The 18,208-nt window shown below is 34.2% G+C and carries 14 protein-coding genes; 4 read left to right on the forward strand and 10 right to left on the reverse strand.

The genetic code is table 11. The features are described from left to right. Positions 1–15 precede the first annotated feature (15 nt). On the reverse strand, positions 16–2,166 hold the full coding sequence (locus tag ACI6PB_RS12315; RefSeq protein WP_404327505.1) for a helix-turn-helix domain-containing protein: 2,151 nt from the start codon (positions 2,164–2,166) through the stop codon (positions 16–18). A gap of 118 nt (positions 2,167–2,284) precedes the next feature. On the opposite strand from ACI6PB_RS12315, the gene ACI6PB_RS12320 reads away from it, so the two are divergent. From ACI6PB_RS12320 to ACI6PB_RS12330, 3 genes are all read left to right on the forward strand, one after another. Continuing rightward, positions 2,285–4,063: a glycerophosphoryl diester phosphodiesterase membrane domain-containing protein gene (locus ACI6PB_RS12320; RefSeq protein WP_404327506.1), complete on the forward strand. Its 1,779-nt coding sequence runs from the start codon at positions 2,285–2,287 to the stop codon at positions 4,061–4,063. A gap of 143 nt (positions 4,064–4,206) precedes the next feature. Next, the gene (locus tag ACI6PB_RS12325) at positions 4,207–4,653 is read left to right on the forward strand and encodes a PTS fructose transporter subunit IIA (protein WP_404327507.1); all 447 of its coding nucleotides are present in this window, start codon (positions 4,207–4,209) and stop codon (positions 4,651–4,653) included. 21 nt (positions 4,654–4,674) lie between these two features. Further along, positions 4,675–6,108 (forward strand): PTS fructose-like transporter subunit IIBC, encoded by a 1,434-nt coding sequence (locus tag ACI6PB_RS12330; protein WP_404327508.1) that lies wholly within the window; start codon positions 4,675–4,677, stop codon positions 6,106–6,108. A gap of 243 nt (positions 6,109–6,351) precedes the next feature. Here the strand turns inward: ACI6PB_RS12330 and ACI6PB_RS12335 are convergent, their stop codons facing one another. The 6 genes from ACI6PB_RS12335 to ACI6PB_RS12360 form a co-directional block, all read right to left on the reverse strand. Further along, positions 6,352–7,386, reverse strand: a complete 1,035-nt coding sequence (locus ACI6PB_RS12335; RefSeq protein WP_059075255.1) for an IS30 family transposase — start codon at positions 7,384–7,386, stop codon at positions 6,352–6,354. A 68-nt stretch (positions 7,387–7,454) separates the two neighbouring features. Continuing rightward, positions 7,455–9,320 (reverse strand): beta-galactosidase, encoded by a 1,866-nt coding sequence (locus ACI6PB_RS12340; protein ID WP_404327510.1) that lies wholly within the window; start codon positions 9,318–9,320, stop codon positions 7,455–7,457. 15 nt (positions 9,321–9,335) lie between these two features. Beyond that, entirely contained in the window at positions 9,336–11,573 is a 2,238-nt protein-coding gene (locus tag ACI6PB_RS12345) for an alpha-galactosidase (RefSeq protein WP_404327511.1), read from the reverse strand. Positions 11,574–11,606: 33 nt separating this feature from the next. Further along, positions 11,607–12,050: a DUF3284 domain-containing protein gene (locus tag ACI6PB_RS12350; RefSeq protein ID WP_404327512.1), complete on the reverse strand. Its 444-nt coding sequence runs from the start codon at positions 12,048–12,050 to the stop codon at positions 11,607–11,609. Positions 12,051–12,062: 12 nt separating this feature from the next. Beyond that, positions 12,063–13,376: a PTS sugar transporter subunit IIC gene (locus ACI6PB_RS12355; RefSeq protein WP_404278722.1), complete on the reverse strand. Its 1,314-nt coding sequence runs from the start codon at positions 13,374–13,376 to the stop codon at positions 12,063–12,065. 126 nt (positions 13,377–13,502) lie between these two features. Next, entirely contained in the window at positions 13,503–14,546 is a 1,044-nt protein-coding gene (locus tag ACI6PB_RS12360; protein WP_404327513.1) for a LacI family DNA-binding transcriptional regulator, read from the reverse strand. Positions 14,547–14,718: 172 nt separating this feature from the next. Here ACI6PB_RS12360 and ACI6PB_RS12365 point away from each other — a divergent pair, with 172 nt between their 5' ends. Continuing rightward, entirely contained in the window at positions 14,719–15,639 is a 921-nt protein-coding gene (locus ACI6PB_RS12365) for an aldo/keto reductase family oxidoreductase (protein ID WP_404327514.1), read from the forward strand. Positions 15,640–15,749: 110 nt separating this feature from the next. Here the strand turns inward: ACI6PB_RS12365 and ACI6PB_RS12370 are convergent, their stop codons facing one another. The 3 genes from ACI6PB_RS12370 to ACI6PB_RS12380 form a co-directional block, all read right to left on the reverse strand. Further along, the gene (locus ACI6PB_RS12370) at positions 15,750–16,919 is read right to left on the reverse strand and encodes an enhanced intracellular survival protein Eis (RefSeq protein ID WP_404327515.1); all 1,170 of its coding nucleotides are present in this window, start codon (positions 16,917–16,919) and stop codon (positions 15,750–15,752) included. Positions 16,920–16,927: 8 nt separating this feature from the next. Further along, positions 16,928–17,788, reverse strand: a complete 861-nt coding sequence (locus ACI6PB_RS12375; RefSeq protein WP_404327516.1) for a MurR/RpiR family transcriptional regulator — start codon at positions 17,786–17,788, stop codon at positions 16,928–16,930. 85 nt (positions 17,789–17,873) lie between these two features. Then, positions 17,874–18,200 carry a hypothetical protein gene (locus tag ACI6PB_RS12380; RefSeq protein ID WP_404327517.1) on the reverse strand — a complete coding sequence of 109 codons (327 nt, stop codon included), beginning with the start codon at positions 18,198–18,200 and terminating at the stop codon, positions 17,874–17,876. Positions 18,201–18,208: the final 8 nt, after the last annotated feature.

Raw genomic sequence — 18,208 nt, forward strand, 5'->3', positions numbered from 1 at the left:
TATGATGATTATATTTTAATATCGATAAATAAAGTGCACATATACTACTTCATTTGAGGAAACATCAACCGTCAAATTAAATTTATTATCGGTAACAGAAACATCCTTCATATTAAGTTTTGGCTGAGAAGAATATTCGAGATACTTTAATTCAGATGTAGAAAGATTTTCCAAATAATTCAAATTGCTCCAAGCATGTACTAAATTGCCATCTGTTCCATTAATTCTTCTTATTTTTATTCTATAGGTACCATTTTTTATATTTGAAAAATCAAAATGCATTTTTTTAGTTTGGAAATGCTTAAATATTCCTTGATAATTTTGATATGTTAAATCGTAGTTATCATATGAAACCCGATTATATCCCTGACAAATAATTGAAAAATCGTTGAATCCATCAAAAGTCACAATATTATGCTCATCATGGTGAATATAATATCTACCAGATTTATCCAAGAATGATATTGAACCATATATCGGCTTAGAAATTCCTTCTGTTGAAAACAGTCCTCTTTGCCCATTCAAAAAAGAATTATTTTCACCAAATCCATTATCTTCTAGCTTTGGTATTTCTATTCCATCTAGTAATGACCATGTCTGCAATACAAAGTAAACATATGCGCACGAAAAATATTCTGTATCATTCAGTAGTTTATTATTACTTGAAATTAATTGTAGATCTTCAATATACAATTTTTTATTTCCTATATTATTTTTCAAGCTTTTTATCATTCTAATTAATGTCTTCATCAAAACATCGGATTGTCCTGTAAAATTGTGATTTAAAGATGTAACAACAATCAAAGAATAATCAACATCCAAATTTATTTGGGCAACATTACTTAATCTTTTATATTCACTAGCAATAATTATCTTTTCAAAGTTTTTATATAGCGACTGAATTTTCTCTACTTTCAGCAAAAAATCACGCAACTTTAATAAATCAAAATCATCCTTTATAGTAAATTGAATTTTCCAATCAAAAATATTCCTAATACTTACAATATTGGCAAAATGTTTCAATATCAGTTGGATATTTCCAAGTATTATCTGCATATATTCTTCATTAGTTAAATTATTCCTTACTATCTCAAAATTAAATATTGGTTTAAGACCCTGTCTGAGTATGTAATCTAATTCCTTTTCAATAGAAATTAAAGCCGTTTCAGTTAACCTAACAGATGATTCATAAATCGTATATCTAACAAAGTCTGTATTAATTTTAGAAAATTCCTTCTCAAAGTTACTACCATGTTCATTTTCGGAAAATCTATAACAATCATTCCAAAACTTTTTAACCATTCGATCTCTGTTTGGTTTAACATCAACATAAAGATCGTTGAGACCATCTGCTTTTCTGTCATCAAGTAACTGCTTGATTATTTCTTGTTGTTTTAAATCATCCGTCCGTTTCCTATTGCTGTTATTTTTTCTATATTCAGTAGGAGTTAGATCAAATTTCTTTTTAAAATTTCTATTGAAAGTGACTACTGTAGAAAAGCCATTGTCCAATGCTATATCAACAATGGACTTTTTTGTCGTCTTTAATTCATGTGTACAGGCTCTGAGTCGAACCTCATTCAAATACGTCATAACGTTATTCCCGGTGCTCTTTTTAAATGACATAGATACATATTGTGGACTAAAATTTAATTTTTGAGCAATATCCACTAGAGTCAAAGGCTCAAAATAATTACTATCAATAAAATCATGAACCATTTCTACCAGATTTAAATTTTGATCAGAAAGGTTAACTGAAAAGTTTTTTTCTAACAAATTAATAATTTGTATGACATAGAAATCTGTTCTAGAAAAATTATTATCTAGACACATATTTATCAATTTCATAATTATGTCGCTAAAAGCCTGGTAAGCAACATTGTCTCTTTGTTGAGAAGAACATATTATTGAAGATTCACTTACTTTAAAAAACTTAAGAACATCGCTTCTAATACTTAAAATAGCAAGATAACCGTCTCCTCGATATGAAGCTGATTTTCCACTACTTATCACAAATAGATCATCTTTTACATATTTCAAAATCTGATTATTGGATGATATTGTTCCATTTCCATTTACCATAAAGAGAATTCTAAGATCCCTTTTGGCGTCAAAAACACTTGACTGGTTCGTAAATTCTAGCGTTCCCAATTTTCCTAATTTCATTTTCTGTAATAACCTCTTCATAATAATTTGGATAAATATTTTTAACAAAAGAGCATTAATTAATATTAATAATTATATAATAACGAGGTATACAACAATTCTTCGGGGGAAAAATAATATGGGGATATTTTCCGAATTTCGGAAACAAAATAGCAATTTTTGGCGCTACTTCTGGAAGTACAGTCAAATCATCATCTTGATTCAATTAATGATCACTTACGTTTTAGTACCAGTTCTTAACTACTTAGCTAACGGAATAACTTCTTTAGGGAATGTTAAATACCTTTCTTACACCAATGTGCCCTACCTCATTACCAAGAAACCACTGGTAGTCATTGGCTTAATCGTTATTCTTTTATTAATACTATTGCTAGTTTTTACGCAATTTACTTTACTCTTAATCAGTTTTCAAGCCATCAAATCTAAAGCTAGTCTGAGTTGGTGGGACTATTTGAAACGTGTTTCTAAAAACGTTTTAGGTTTACCTTTTAAAGCTTTCGGTTTCTTCCTACTTTACTTTTTAATCATCACACCTTTTGGCAGCTTAGGCATTTCTTCTACCTTATTGAATAAAGTCAAGATTCCACAATTCATTTTGGATTGGCTACTACAAGAACACCTTCCTTTAGCAATTTTATTGGGAGCTATCTATCTGATTGTCCTCTACATCGGACTTCGTTGGCTCTTTGTCTTACCACTTATGATTTTTGAAAACAAACCTATTAAGTTGGCGCTCAATCGTAGTTGGGAAATGACACGTGGTAAAACTCTCCACTACTTAGGAATTTTTCTTGTGTTAATCGCTGTTGTATCAATTATGGCAACTGTTTTGATTGGTATCGTAATTATGCTTCAATGGTTAATTGATCAAGCAGCCTTCCTTGGAAAAATTGACTTTACCATGGCTGTCATCAACATGACACTGATTCAATTCATTAATATCTTCATCAGTATTTACGCTTCTGGAATCGCTGTTCTAATTATGTTGAGTCATACACATACTCATTACTTCTATCCAAAAAGAGAACATCGTGGTCATAAATGGTTCTGGGGTATTATGGCCGTGGTCGTTGTTATCAGTTTTGTAACTTATAATGTTACTTACTTTAACAATTGGTTATTGGAACCACCCGTCACAATTTCACATCGTGGTGTTGATGATGGTAATGGCATTCAAAATACTGTTTCTGCAATGCAAGCTACCTCAAAAGAAAAACCAGATTATATTGAAATGGATATTCAAGAAACCAAAGATCATCAATTTGTCGTCTATCACGATAATACTTTAAGCAATCTAGCTGGAATCAATAAAAAACCTAGTCAAATGACTCTGGACGAATTAACTTCAACTAAGATTCATGAAAATGGTAAAACTGCTTATATTGCCAGTTTTGATGACTATCTTGCTGCTTCAGAAAAATTGAATCAGAAATTACTAGTTGAATTCAAATCAGTTCCTGGCAACAGTAATAATTTTGTTAAACATTTTGCTCAAAAATACGGTACACGCCTATATCAAGATAAAGACATGGTACACTCACTTAGTTATAAATATATCGAGCAAAGTAAAGAATACATGCCTAAAGTTAAAGCCAGTTACATCTTGTCATTCAATTTGGCTGGAATTCCCATCACAAAAGCTAATGCCTTCACGATGGAATATACAACTTTGAATTCTAGATTCATTGAAGGCGCTCATTTGCAAAACAAGAAAGTTTACGCTTGGACGGCAAACGATGAAGAATCAATGGATCGAATGATTTTCTTAGGTTCTGATGGCGTTATAACGGATAATTTGAGTCTTTTGAATGGTGAGATCCACCGTTTGTTCAATAAATCCAGTTACTCAGAACGTATGACTATTTACGTTACTCAAATGCAAGATCCTTTTAATTAACTATTCATATTTTCTAAAGAAGCCCACATTCTTGAATTCAAGAATGTGGGCTTTTGTCACCCTTATGTGACAAATTGATCATTAATACTGTAATCGTTTTCAAATATACTCTATTTGAAATCAAAGATGAGAGGAGTCAAAAAATGACTATGTTTAATGTTGATCACATAAATATGAATTTAAATGGTAATACCCAAAAGGAAATACTTTCTTCACTTGCAACTCTTGCAAAGAATCAAGATATCGTTTCAGATGAAGATACTTTGGTTCAAGATTATCTAGAAAGAGAAAAGGAATCTACAACTGGATTTGGTAACGGTGTTGCTATTCCCCATGCACGTACAAACAACGTAAAAACTACCGCCATCTTATTTGGTAAAAGTAACTCAGATATTGAATGGAATTCTTTAGATGGTAAACCAGTTAATACTTTTATTAGTTTATTGGTCCCTAACGACCAAGGTGATACACATCTAAAATTATTAGCTAAATTAAGTCGTCAACTTGTACATAAAGATTTCGTATCAATTTTAAAAAACGGTACTAAAGAAGAAGTTTTCACAGCTATTAACAATGTCCTAGAAAATTAAAATCGTAAGGGGGATTAAATTATGACTAAAATCGTTGCCGTAACTAATTGTCCAGCTGGTATTGCTCACACATACATGGTTGCAGAAGCAATTGAAGAAAAAGCTAAGTCGCTTGGGTATGAAGTACACGTTGAGACTCAAGGTGCAAGTGGTGTCGAAAATGAATTAACACCCAAACAAATTTCTGAAGCTGATTATGTAATTTTAGCAATCGGAAAGGGACTTACTGATTCAGATAAGGCTAGATTCGATCAAAAAAAAGTAGTAGAACTACCTGTTTCAGAAGCTCTAAAACATATCGATACATTATTTGATGACTTGGAAGGTAATTCACATGTAATGACATCTTCTAAAGTTAAATTAGGTGCAGACCAAGAAGTGGTTACTGAAGGTATCATGAGTTACCTTATGGCCGGCGTATCAGCAGCATTGCCTTTTGTTATCGGTGGTGGTCTTCTTATTGCCATTGGTAGTCTGATGGTTCAATTTGGAATGCCAAATACACCGTTAGCTAAAGGCACAGCACCATCAATTGCTTGGGTCATCACTAGCATTGGTAATTTAGGCTTCCAATTCATGATTCCAATTATGGGTGCTTACATTGCCTACGCCATTTCAGATAAGCCAGCATTTGCTCCTGCTTTCCTTGTAACTTTCTTAGCAAATGATTCTGATTTGCTTGGTACAAAATCAGGTGCTGGATTCTTAGGTGCTATTGTTATTGGTTTATCTATTGGTTATTTTGTTAAATACTTCAAGAAAATCAAATTGGGTAAGAATTTCCAATCCATCTTACCATTCATGATTATTCCATTTGTTACGCTATTAATATTCGGCTTATTAACCTACTATCTATTGGGACCTGCAATGGCTTGGTTAATGTCAGTTCTATTGTCATTCCTACAAAATATCCCTACTTCAATGAAGATTGTCGGTGGATTCATTGTAGGTGCTATGTTGGCCTTCGATATGGGTGGTCCAATCAACAAGACTGCTTGGTTCTTTAGTTTTTCACTTCTAAGTTCACATGTTTTCAACTGGTACGGTATTGTTGGTGTTGTAACTTTACTACCACCTATGGCTGCCGCTATTGCCACTTGGATCAAACCAAATCTATTCACCAAGCAGGAACGTGCTGCTAGTTGGAGTGCTTTCATTGTTGGTAGTACCGTTGCTACAGAACCAGCAATTCCATATGCTCTAGCTGCACCACTTCCAATGATTACGGCAAATACACTAGCTGGTGGTATAACTGGCGCTATTACAATTCTTTTAAACGTAGAACGTACGGCTCCTGGTATTGGTATCTTTGATCCATTGCTTGGTCTTGAATCACCATGGTATTGGTTCTACTTATGTGTAGCTATTGGCTTAGTTTTAAACGTTTCCTTCATAATAATTTTCAAGGGTATCTGGCTAAAACGTAAAGAAGAAAAAGAAAAACAAGCTGCATAGTATCTTTTTTAAAGGGATAAAATCATTTTTAAGATGAAATTAATCCCATCAATTCGCAGTTTGAATTGATGGGATTTTTATTATTAATCAGTTTTTGAAGGGGTTAAATTATGAAAAAATACGATTTTGATCAAGTAATCGATAGAAGAAATACTTATCGAAAATTTCAATAACAAGTTAGCCACTTGGACAAAATAAATTGAATCCAAGTGATATCAGTATTTGAAGTTTATAAATATGTCTTTAAGCGCCACAGGAACTAGCAAAGAGTTCTTGTGGCGTTTTATAGTTCAATAACTTTCTAGGCATATTGTTGAGCTTAAATTCTATGTCTCTTATTACTTTTGGGCTGACTGTATCCAGTGACAGCCCTTTGGGCAAGTCACGACGTATCATTCGATTATGTACTTCATTTGTTCCACGTTCACAAGATGTATATGGGTGTGTGAAGTAAACATCCGCAACGCCAGCCATATCAGATGATAGATTAGAGAACTCAGGGCCATTGTCTGCAGTGATTGAATTGATAAGATCACCATAGTTCTTTATGATCTCTTTCATAGCATAATCTACAGAGTCGGCATCTCTACCGTCAATAAGTCTCATTATTTCAAAGCGTGTCTTACGCTCTATGAGCGTTAAGACGACACTCTCATGGCCATTTCTTTTGCCCACAATCGTGTCTATCTCAAAGTCCCCAAAGGATTCTCTGCTATCAACACTTTTAGGGCGTTTCTCAATACTACGACCAAGTAGACGCTTATGCTTTTTTGAAGTATGTTGCTTAGTCGGTCTAGTTGACTTTTCTACCAGATCAATATTCCGGATTTCAAGTCGTTGTTCATCAATATATTTGTAAAGTGTAGTAGTACAAACCATTTCATCTACTAAGAATAATTCTTCGTTCTTAGCTCGTCCAACGGCCGTATCAGGTGACCATCCATTATCTATGAACTGGCTTACAAAGAAGCCTAAAAAGGCTGTGACTTGGTCGAATTTAGAAGGACGATGGCAAAGCTTACGGTTCTTTACATACTTTTGATGTGCAGTGTCAGGAAAGTAGCAATTCAAGTGTTGAACTTTACCATTAACTTTCTTGATCTGCTCAACAGTACCTCTGTTAATTTCATTATTAATAGTCTGAGGTGAAACGCCGATAGCTTTAGCTATCTGGCGATTCGAGTAGCCAATTGAATGAAAGGAAGCAATCTTTCCACGTTCAATTTCAGTTAAATGATGTCCTTTAGGACGATTTATGATATTCTGCTCTAGCACCAAGACGAAAAACCTCTTTCATTGTTTGTGTGAGAACTCCAATGATACCTGATTTTTACGTCTTGGTGTTTTTATTTTGTCATTTTTCTAAAGTGGCTAACTTGATTATAAAATTCGCCATCAATAATTGGTTGATAAAATTCTTTTAAAAAGTCGTCCCCTAACCTAGTTGCTAAGTAATAAGTTTTTCCTGATCCCAAATTATTACTTACTACTGCTGGCGTTCCTTGATAAAAATCATCCCGATACTCGGCTAAAACCTTTGCGGTCGTAGCTTCAATTACTTGGTTATAATCTTTTGTTTCATAGAATTTTTGATTGAACTCAATATGTCCATGTTGCTTGGGATAAAGTGTATCGATTTCTTTAGTATTTATACCAAACAAAGTACGTAATTTAGTTGGGAAGCCACCTAAAACTACACGATCATATTCATCCACCATACCTGTGAAGTAACTAGAAATCAAAGTGCCACCAGCTTCTACAAACTTAGTCAGCTTATCGACAGTTTTGTCCTTAGCCATGTACAAAATCGGTGCCACAATCAAATCATATTTAGAGAAGTCGTCGTCTCCGTTGATAATTTCACAGGCGATATCTTGTCCCCAAAAAACTGAATAGTGTTTTTGTAAAGTCTGAATACCTAATCTAGTCGGGCGTCCAAAGGCTCCACCACGATTGAAAGCCCAGTTACTCTCCCAATCATAGAAAATACCGACTTTAGGATGTTTGACAGCACCCTTGATTTCAGCAATGCTATTCAATTTTTGACCATATTGAGCTACTTCTTGATAAACACGATTTTGACTAGAACTATCATGTCCTATCACGCCACCATGAAATTTCTCCGAATTACCTTGTGCCTGTCGAATCTGGAAATACAGCGTACTATCAGATCCATGTGCAATTTGTTGTAAGGAACTGAGAATGTTCATTCCTGGTTTTTTAGCTTTATTGTATTGTTGTGAATTAATACAACTAGGTGTCGATTCCATAATTAGAAACGGTTGATGTTTCAATGAATAGAAGCAATCGTGAGTATAAGCCGATTTCATTGCCGTATCCGCCAGCGTTTCGTAATCGTTATGCCAAGCTGGATAACTATCCCAACTCACTATATTGACCTTCTTAGCAAAACGACTGTAGTCCAAACCAGTAATAGGATAATAATCACCTTTATCCAAGCCTTCAGCCATAAAATTAGTCGTAATTGGAATATTTGGGGTGATTTCTCTTAAAGGTTCGGCTTCATTTTCATAGAAATCCATCGTCATATCGGTGACAAAACGTTTCCAATCCAAATCCATTCCATGAACTTTAGTTTCTCCAAGGGGATTAGGTGGCAATACCTGACTCCAATCACTATACAAACCGCTCCAAACCTTTAGGTACCAAGCCTGGTTTAAATTGTCTAGTGTATGATATTTCTTTTGTAGCCATTGACGCCAATTATCTTGACACAGATCACAGAAACATTGACCACCGAATTCATTGGAAACATGCCACATCAATAGAGCAGGATGTTTACCATAACGCTTAGCCAATATTGTATTAATCTGACGCGTTTTTTGCCGATATACTGGTGACGAGTAACAGTGATTCTGTCTGAATCCATGCTTATGTCTTCGCCCATATTCATCAACTTGATTAACTTCTGGATATTTTTGACTCATCCATTGAGGGCGTCCTCCACTTGGTGTTGCTAAAATAACGTGACCACCAATTTGATAAATATCATCAAAAATTTTATCTAACCATTCAAAGTGGTATTCCCCTTCTCGCGGTTCAATTGATGCCCAGGAGAAAGTATCTAAAGTCACAGTATTTATTTTGGCTTTTTGCATTAATTCTAAGTCCTGTTTCAAGACTTCAGGCTGATCCAACCACTGTTCAGGATTATAATCACCACCGTATAAGAATTTATCTGTGGTTTTCACTAACTCACCCTCTCGTTAATCTTTAGCTATCAAGTGGTACATCCAAGATTGATAATCACCACTAATCTGGGCCGTTTCCAAATTAGCTCCGTTAAATTCGAACGGTTCCAAAAGTCCAATATTCTTTAGAATTCGACCGGAAACCTTAAATTTATCATCAACCGCATAGTGTTTAGTTTCGTCCAAAAACGGAACTGCAATATGTCTTACTACTGCTGAATTAGGTTGTGCGATTTTGCGATAGAAGCCAATAAAGGATTCACTCTTTTGATTATCTGTTACGCCCCAGGATACTAAATTGCTGGCAGGATCCACTGAAACTAGTTGTTGTAATCTACCATGCAACAATAATTGACGATTTTGTTTGTAAAATGCAATATTATTCTTAATTTTTTGTTTCTGTTCATCATCCAATTTAGTAATATCCAACTCATAACCTAAAGGTCCAAAATCACTAACATCTTGTCTCAAAGTTAATGGAGTATTGCGTTTAACTTGATCATTCGGGATAGCTGAAACGTGATTACTAAATGCAGATAGTGGATAAGCTAAAGTTGTACCTGTTAAAATATCCAATTTTTCAATAGCATCACTATCATCACTAGGCCAGATTTGTGGACTATAGAAGAGAATACCTAAATCAAATCTTCCGCCACCACCAGAGCAGCCCTCAATTAAAATATTAGGGAAATCAGTGAGCATCTTTTGATAGAGCGCGTAGACTCCTAAGATATAGCGGTGAAAAAACTCGCCTTGTGGACGATTAATTTTGGCCAAATATGGTGAATAAGCCTCGGTAATATTACGATTCATATCCCACTTAATGTAATCCAAATTTGTTTCAGCAATCGTTGGTTTCATTTGTTGGTAAACCGCGTCTACTACTTCAGGATTAGCAAAATCAAGTACGTATTGACCACGACCAATTCCTACACGTTTATAAGGATGGCGTACTACCCAATCAGGGTGGTTTTTGTACATATCCGTGTCAGGTGAAACCATTTCAGGTTCGAACCAAAGTCCAAATTCCAAACCCATATCATGAATTCTTTTAGCAAAGCTTCCCATACCATTAGGGAATTTACGATGATCAACAGCCCAATTTCCTAAAGAAGACCGATCATCATCACGATGTCCAAACCAACCATCATCTAACACAAAACATTCCATACCTAATTTTTTGCCTTCTTGTGCTAAAGACAATAGTTTATCCTCATTAAAATCAAAATAGGTGGCTTCCCAATTATTAAAGACAATTGGACGTAGATTTTCCTGCCATTTTCTAGCAATAACATGATCTTCAGTAAATCCATTGGTCTCTTTGATCAAGCCGTTGAATCCTTGATCACTGTAGTAAAAGACTGATTCTGGAGTTGTAAATTCTTCATTTTTAGCCAATTGCCATTCAAAATACTTTGGATTAATACCAATCGATAACCTAGCTTTATCCCATTCGTTGACTTCCACTTGACTTAAAAAATTACCTGAATAAATGAGATTAGCTGCATAAATGTTACCTTGATTAATATCAGCTTTTTTATCAACAAGCGCGACAAAAGGATTTTGTTGATGACTGGATGCTCCTTTGAGCGATTCAACCGCAGTGATTCCTTGTTCAATTGGACGACATTTAATATGACGTTCTTTTAACCATGCGCCTGATAAACTAAGAAAATCATAATCAGCTGTTGGTAGACTCAAAACTCCACTCATCATATTGTGAATTTGAACTGTCGTATCACTCAAATTAATCAATTTTTGACTACGAACAATTGCACTGTAGTTGGCAAAAATAGTAAAGTATTCAATCAAACGCAATTCGTGCTCTTGATCTTCCAGAGTAATTATTAAGGTTTCAGCATCGTTCTCACCTTGAGCATAGCTAGCAGGAAATTTTAAATCACGTGTCTTTGTTTTTTCAATTGTGTAATTTTCAAAATGAAAATCTAAATACCAAGGCTCATCTGCACGATAAACATCGATAGCACCTTCACGATAATCTGAAGAACCATAAACTGGATATTCTGATTCGTGATCGGCTAAAGTAAAATTCTTAATTTCAGGAGAATATTTAACTGTTCCGGCTGATTTACTGTCATGTTTCAACAAGTAATCAAGATCACTTTCTTCAAGATCACCTAAATTTTTTCCATAATAGAGATGTCCTAATTGTTTATTTTCCATAACATTGAATAGGTAACTAACTTTGTCGTTGTGCAAATAAAATATTTTGTTTGAGATTACATCAATCATGTGAAAAACGTCTCCTTCTAGTCTCTTACTCCTTTAACCAATAGCTAAATCATCTAAATATTGCATTCTTTTCTTAACTCCACGGTTATAAAAGAATTTGTAGAGCATTCCGATAAAGATAAAATTAGTTTGATTACGTGCATTATTAAAAGTGTTCTGTTCTGAATAAATTAAGAATTTTTTACCACGTTTATTAGTTTCAAACTCATAAGTTTGTAAAATTTCACCATCAGGTTGCTTCGTTTCAAATTGAAACAACTTATTCTTAACAATATCTTTGACTGTCATTGTATTTGTCGTAGTAAACTTCTTCATTTTCGTAGTTAACTGGGCTTGAATCTTCGTACCCTTTTCTAAGTGTCTAATCCTGGGATCTGTACGTTGAAAATATTTCAATTGTTCATTAACTAAGGTTTGGTACAAATCCGCTTGATCGGCATTATATGAATATTTATATTTCAACGTATCAGTTCTCATAATTATTACTCCTTATTTATCAGTAGCACCAGCTTCTTGTTGATTGGCTGCTGCTTGTTCTTCCTTCAAGAATTCGTTATCCATTGCTTTCAAGAATGGAATCCAAATCAATGTCATAACGACAACATCGACAATTTGCAAGATAGCACCAGCGATTGATCCTGTACCTAACCATCCAGCTAAGAAGATAGGCGTCGTCCAAACAACTGTTGCACCAATTGGTCTTGGAACTAATCCAACAGCGATAGCAAAGTAAGAAATTGTTGTTGAAACAAGTGGTGCCAAGATCCATGGAACTAGTAAAACAGGGTTCAAAACAATAGGTAAACCATAAGTCATAGGTTCTGAAACATTAAAGATAGCTGGAGCAAAGACGGTTCTCATAGTTGTCTTCATACGAACTGATTTAGCCAAGAAGAAAGCAAAAACAATTGCGCAACCTAATTGCATACCTTGGTTAACGAAAACACCCATGAATGTTGTGTTAATAATATGTGGAAGATGAGCTGCACCTGCTTTGTAAGCATTGTAGTTTTGAATAGCTAAAGCTCCCATAATAGGATCAATGATTGAGTTAACAAGCAAAGTACCATGAACACCGAACCACCAGAATAGTTGTGTAAAGAATACGGCTATTAGGACGGCTGGAAGTGTTCCACCTAATCCCATAAGTGGTTGTTGTAAAATTTCATAAACAAAGTCAACTGCATTTCCCCACTGTGTGAAAGTGAAGATATAACGAATAATATTAAATAGTAGTAATGGAGCTGCACCAGGAATGATAGCTACGAATGATTCAGCAATCATAGGGGGAACAGAATCAGGCATCTTAATAGTGATGTGAGCTGCACTGATAGCACAATAAATTTTTGTAGCAATAATGGCTACGATGATACCAACAAACATACCTTGAGCACCTAAATCATTGATAGCAATGAATGCACCCATCTTTTTATCAGTACCAATAGGAAGTAACATCAAAAAACTGGAAAGTGAAATGGCACCAGCGAAAATCTTTTGCTGACCATAGTGTCCGGCCAATTGATATCCAATACCAAAGACGATAAATAGTGCTGAAACTGACATTGTTGCGTTACCAACAGGTCCAAAGAAGTCAGTCAAAAAAGTATTAAACCATTTTGGCAAAAAACCTCCAAAACCAAACGTTGTAGGTAAGTTTTGCAAAATAACCATGATAGAACCGAACATCGTGGCTGGGAAAGCTAACATAAAGCCATCACGTAAACTTAGAAGATATTTATTGGCACCAATTAATTCTGAAATTGGTCCCATTTTCTTCTGAAATGCATTTAAAAAGTTTTTCATTTCATGATTCCCCTCTTTACTATTATGTAAACGTTTACAGGAATTACTATAACTGTTTAGTTAACGTTTACACAACCCTAAATAAAAAATATCCATTATTTTTTATAAATAACAGATATTTCAAATTTATTTATTCTTTTTTGTTAAGTCACGTATTGAATCTCTTATTTTCAACTCACTTGAACAAACTATTTGAATCGGCATCTTACGATTACCAATCATCTTCTCACGTGCAACCTTAACAGCAATACGCCCCATTTCTTCAGAATCCATTTTGATACTCGAAAGGGTTGGTGTTAAATAGCGATTCATTTCCACATCATCGAAACTAACGATTGAAATGTCTTCAGGAATCTTTAAACCAGCATTACTAATAGCTTTGTAAACACCCATAGCCATGGGATCACTGGCTACTAAAATAGCAGTTGGTAAATCGTCTCCCTGCAGTATCTCGCTAGTCATTTGCAGAGCATCTTCAGCCGACCATTGACCAATATTAACGTCTGAATATTTGGTTAAATCGTGAAGTTGCATCCAACTACTATAGGCGTCAGCTCTAACTTCATGTCTACTATTGATACGACTACCATCCACATCAACAATACTGCTGCGACCACCAACAAAAGCAATATTACGATGACCTTTTTCATAGAGCAGATCCAAAACTTTGTAAGTCTTCGCAATAAAATCAGTTTGAATCCGGTCGTATTTTTCATTGCTGATGTAATTATCTACCAATATTAAATTGGGATTCTTATCCATGATAAGATCCATTGCTGTGTCGGTCATCTGTCCCACCATAATAATGGCACCATATCCGGACAATTGATCCCAATCTTTTTCCTTATCTCGCATCCCAAAAACCTTTGTAACCTGTAATCGCCATTCGGCAGCCTCTTCTTCAATTCCACGATGAATAGCTAAGAAATAAGGATCTCTCAATTCAGAATCACTATTGTGCCGTAAAATCAGTCCAATTGACATATCCGCATTAGCATTTCTGGGACTACGAATATTCTTTTCCTTTGAATAGTGCAAACGATTGGCAATATCAATTACTCTTTTACGAGTATTTTCGTTAATACTGAAACTCTCGTCGTTATTAAGGATTCGTGACACACTTGCCGCTGAGACTCCAGCCATTTTTGCAATATCTCTTATACTTGCCATTTGTTTACCTCGTATTACCATTCAGTGTTTAGTTAGGTTTACTATAGACTAATTATGATTAATGTTCAAAGGTCTAGACAGAAATACTTTTTGTAAGCGTAAACTTTTTTCATTGACTTATACTAATAATCCACTAATAATTAAAGTGATAATTAATATTGGAGGCAATCATATGAAACAACGTTATATTGGTGAAACCAACTGGCAAGCATCTGCAGTTGCGCTAGGTATTATGCGTATGGACAGTTTAAGTCCAAAACAAGCAGCTAAGGCTATTGATACCGCTTATGACAGTGGCATTAATTATATCGATTCTGCTGACATCTATGGTGGCGGCAATTCCGAAAAAATCTTTGGTCAAGCATTAAAACAAAGTAGTGTTAAAAGAGAAGATTTATTTATCCAATCCAAGGGTGGAATCGTACCTGGAAAAAGATATGATTTTTCTAAAGAACATTTGATTGATGCTGTCGATGGCTGCTTGGAACGTTTAGGTGTTGATTATTTAGATTCATTCCTACTTCACAGACCAGATCCACTAATGGAACCAGATGAAGTTGCTGAGGCATTTGATGAACTACAAACATCAGGAAAAGTACGTCATTTCGGTGTTTCTAACTTCAATCCTGAACAGTTTATGTTCTTACAAGAGAATCTTGATCAAAGACTTCTTATCAATCAATTACAATTCAGTATTATGCATTCTGGAATGATCGATTTTGGTTTACATACTAATATGACAGATACACGCTCAATCAATCATGATGGTGGACTCCTAGAATTCTCCAGACGTATGGGTGTAACCCCTCAAGCTTGGTCACCATTCCAATATGGTACATTTGCCGGAACATTCATTAACAATGACAAGTTCCCTGAATTAAATAAGAAACTACAAGAACTAGCAGACAAATATGGTGTAAGTAAAAACGCCATTGCCGCAGCCTGGATTCTTAGACATCCTGCTAATATTCAAGTTATTATCGGAACAATGAATCCTGAACACATTGCTGACAGTGCTAAAGGTGGAGATATCGATCTTACTAAACAAGAGTGGTATAACATCTACTTTGCTGCCGGTAATGATTTGCCTTAAAACAAATTATTTTCTTATAGTGTTAGTGGAATATCCACTAACACTTTTTCTATACAAAAAAACATTGTGATTTTTCAAAAATTCAACACCACAATGTTTTGATAACCTTATTAGAATTCTTCTAAAAAATGAGCTATTCTTTTACCTCTAGACAAATTAATTAATTTGAATAATGAACTATTCTTATCTGGTTTCATAAATTGAACTAACTGTTCCTGATTCAAAGGCCCTAAGAATATAGCCGCTAGTTGTTGCATAGTTATCTTTTCAGAACCATCCTCCATTTCACCATATTTGACTGAAGTATTTTCCAATTTATACGTTCCATTATTCCATGGTGCAAATTTATCTTCAACTGAGAATGTAATCTCAGATTTCAGACTAAACGATTGAATCCATAACTTTAAAAATTTTTTTAAGTCAACAATTCTTATCATGGTATTTAACCATAATCGTTGTTCAATTCTAGGATCGTTAAAATCATAGCTTAAATTATGATTAGATGTAGATACACCAATAATATCAAATATATTAGACCCATGTGCCGTTAAAAAGGACCAGAGTTGTTGCCTAATATCATTAGATAAATAAATAAAATCAACAATTTCCATGGTAGTTCCATTTAAATGGTAACTAACATAACCTGTTATCTTTTTCCCGTCATATACAAAACCATAGTTTAAGTTTGGGTACTGATAATTATGACGTTGCCACCACATTTTATCTCTTAATTGCATCCCATGAGTTTGGCTCGCAACTATTTGATAACATTTCCGTATATTTTTAATTTCTATATCATCTAATTCACACCTTGGTTTCCTAACTACTCGAAAATTTTTATCTTTTTTAAATTTAGGATAATTTTTCAATGGTACACGATAATTTATACGCTCTGTAAACAAATCATACCCAAACTTTCTATAAAAGCTAGGTGCAAAAGGTTCCAAAATAGCAATGATTTGATCATGCTTCTGAGCACTTTTCAGACTTTCTATCATTAATTCGGACGCAATACCCAAACTACGATTTTCTGGATAAACTCCAACATGATTAATACCAACAGCAGAAATTTCATTATTGTAAATATTAATTTTTATAGGTAAATTCAACACTTGTCCCAGTAACTTATTATCTTTAAATTCGCCAATTTTATCAGCCATATCCAATAAACAACCATAATCTTTTGCTTTCTGCTCAGTATAAGCAGAATGAAAAACATATTTACGTAACGATATAGACTGTTTTAAATCTGACTTATCTGTAAAATGTTTAATTTCCATATTTTCCCCTACGGTTTAAAATGCTTTTTATAATCTTTTACAAATGATTTAGAAGCAGTTATTGCTTTAAAACTTTTATCAAAATCACGACTGAAATACAAATAAAGAATTGTATCAATAACAAAAAATTGACCTGTTATTGAATTTGTTGCCCCAACTCTTACGTCCGGCTCCATTGGCCGACTAGTCTTTAGTGGAACATCAGCTAATTTAGACAAATAATTTTGTCCAAACATGGTTAAAGTGATGCAATACAATTTATTTTTTTTAGCGTACTCCGCCAAATATATCATCTCAGGAGTATCACCAGAATTAGATATTAACCAAATTGTATCCTCTTTAGTAGCATTGCTTAATTCTGTTAAAAATACATTAATGTCCCGTCCCACAACAACATGAAATCCAATACGCGACCATTTTTGATGAATATTTTCTGCTGCTAATGCTGATGCTCCAATACCAAATACATATAAAGTTTTGGTTATCAATAATCTTTTTACGACTTTTTCGCAATCAGACATTTTTAAAATATCTTTCGTTTGTTGGATATTTTTTATTTCATTTTCAGCCAATTTATCTGTAATTGAACTGTAAGATTCATTAGCCTTAATATCCAAGTCTTGATGTGGTTTTTGATCTTTAGCTGCTAGATCCATTGAAATCATAATTTTCATCGCAGTAAAAGACTCAATATCTAGTTTTTTTACCATTCGTACAATGGTTGCGGAACTTGAACCAGAAGCGACTGACAATTGTTTAACATTGTACTTAACAGTATCTTCCAAATGTCCCAAAATGTATTCAGCAGCTTTTGCCTCAGCAGTTGTTAAATCATTTCGAGCGGAATCCACTCTATTTTTAAAGTTCATAAAATCCTCCTCACATGAAGAAAAAGCTCTGATAATAAAATTATCAGAGACTTTTTCTCATCAATCACTAATCCCTTTTAACTAATTAATGATTATGCTTCTTACTCAAAGCTTGAATTTTTCTAGTACGATCAGCAATCCAGCCTTTGCCTTTACCAGCTAAAAATAGTTTATAATTGCGAGTAAATGCCATAAAAAATACAATACTTCCAAACATAAAAACAATTTGTACGATAATTAATGCTATTTGATTATGTAGAGTAATAGTTCCAATAATTAGAAGAACAAAACTAGTCAATCCAACCAAAATACTCCAAATTTGATGACCATTTTCATAAACCTTATTAACCAATTTAATTGCCACCGCAAAGAGTATAGCCAGAACAACAAACATTAAAATTACATATGTCATTTTAATCA

This window comes from Companilactobacillus paralimentarius, from assembly GCF_963227125.1.
GTDB classification, from domain to species: domain Bacteria; phylum Bacillota; class Bacilli; order Lactobacillales; family Lactobacillaceae; genus Companilactobacillus; species Companilactobacillus paralimentarius.

Coding starts and splice junctions, on each gene's coding strand:
- ACI6PB_RS12365 (WP_404327514.1), top strand. CDS start 14,719: ATGAAACAACGTTATATTGGTGAAACCAACTGGCAAGCATCTGCAGTT.
- ACI6PB_RS12315 (WP_404327505.1), bottom strand. CDS start 2,166: ATGAAATTAGGAAAATTGGGAACGCTAGAATTTACGAACCAGTCAAGT.
- ACI6PB_RS12370 (WP_404327515.1), bottom strand. CDS start 16,919: ATGGAAATTAAACATTTTACAGATAAGTCAGATTTAAAACAGTCTATA.
- ACI6PB_RS12325 (WP_404327507.1), top strand. CDS start 4,207: ATGACTATGTTTAATGTTGATCACATAAATATGAATTTAAATGGTAAT.
- ACI6PB_RS12360 (WP_404327513.1), bottom strand. CDS start 14,546: ATGGCAAGTATAAGAGATATTGCAAAAATGGCTGGAGTCTCAGCGGCA.
- ACI6PB_RS12380 (WP_404327517.1), bottom strand. CDS start 18,200: ATGACATATGTAATTTTAATGTTTGTTGTTCTGGCTATACTCTTTGCG.
- ACI6PB_RS12375 (WP_404327516.1), bottom strand. CDS start 17,788: ATGAACTTTAAAAATAGAGTGGATTCCGCTCGAAATGATTTAACAACT.
- ACI6PB_RS12320 (WP_404327506.1), top strand. CDS start 2,285: ATGGGGATATTTTCCGAATTTCGGAAACAAAATAGCAATTTTTGGCGC.
- ACI6PB_RS12355 (WP_404278722.1), bottom strand. CDS start 13,376: ATGAAAAACTTTTTAAATGCATTTCAGAAGAAAATGGGACCAATTTCA.
- ACI6PB_RS12345 (WP_404327511.1), bottom strand. CDS start 11,573: ATGATTGATGTAATCTCAAACAAAATATTTTATTTGCACAACGACAAA.
- ACI6PB_RS12330 (WP_404327508.1), top strand. CDS start 4,675: ATGACTAAAATCGTTGCCGTAACTAATTGTCCAGCTGGTATTGCTCAC.
- ACI6PB_RS12350 (WP_404327512.1), bottom strand. CDS start 12,050: ATGAGAACTGATACGTTGAAATATAAATATTCATATAATGCCGATCAA.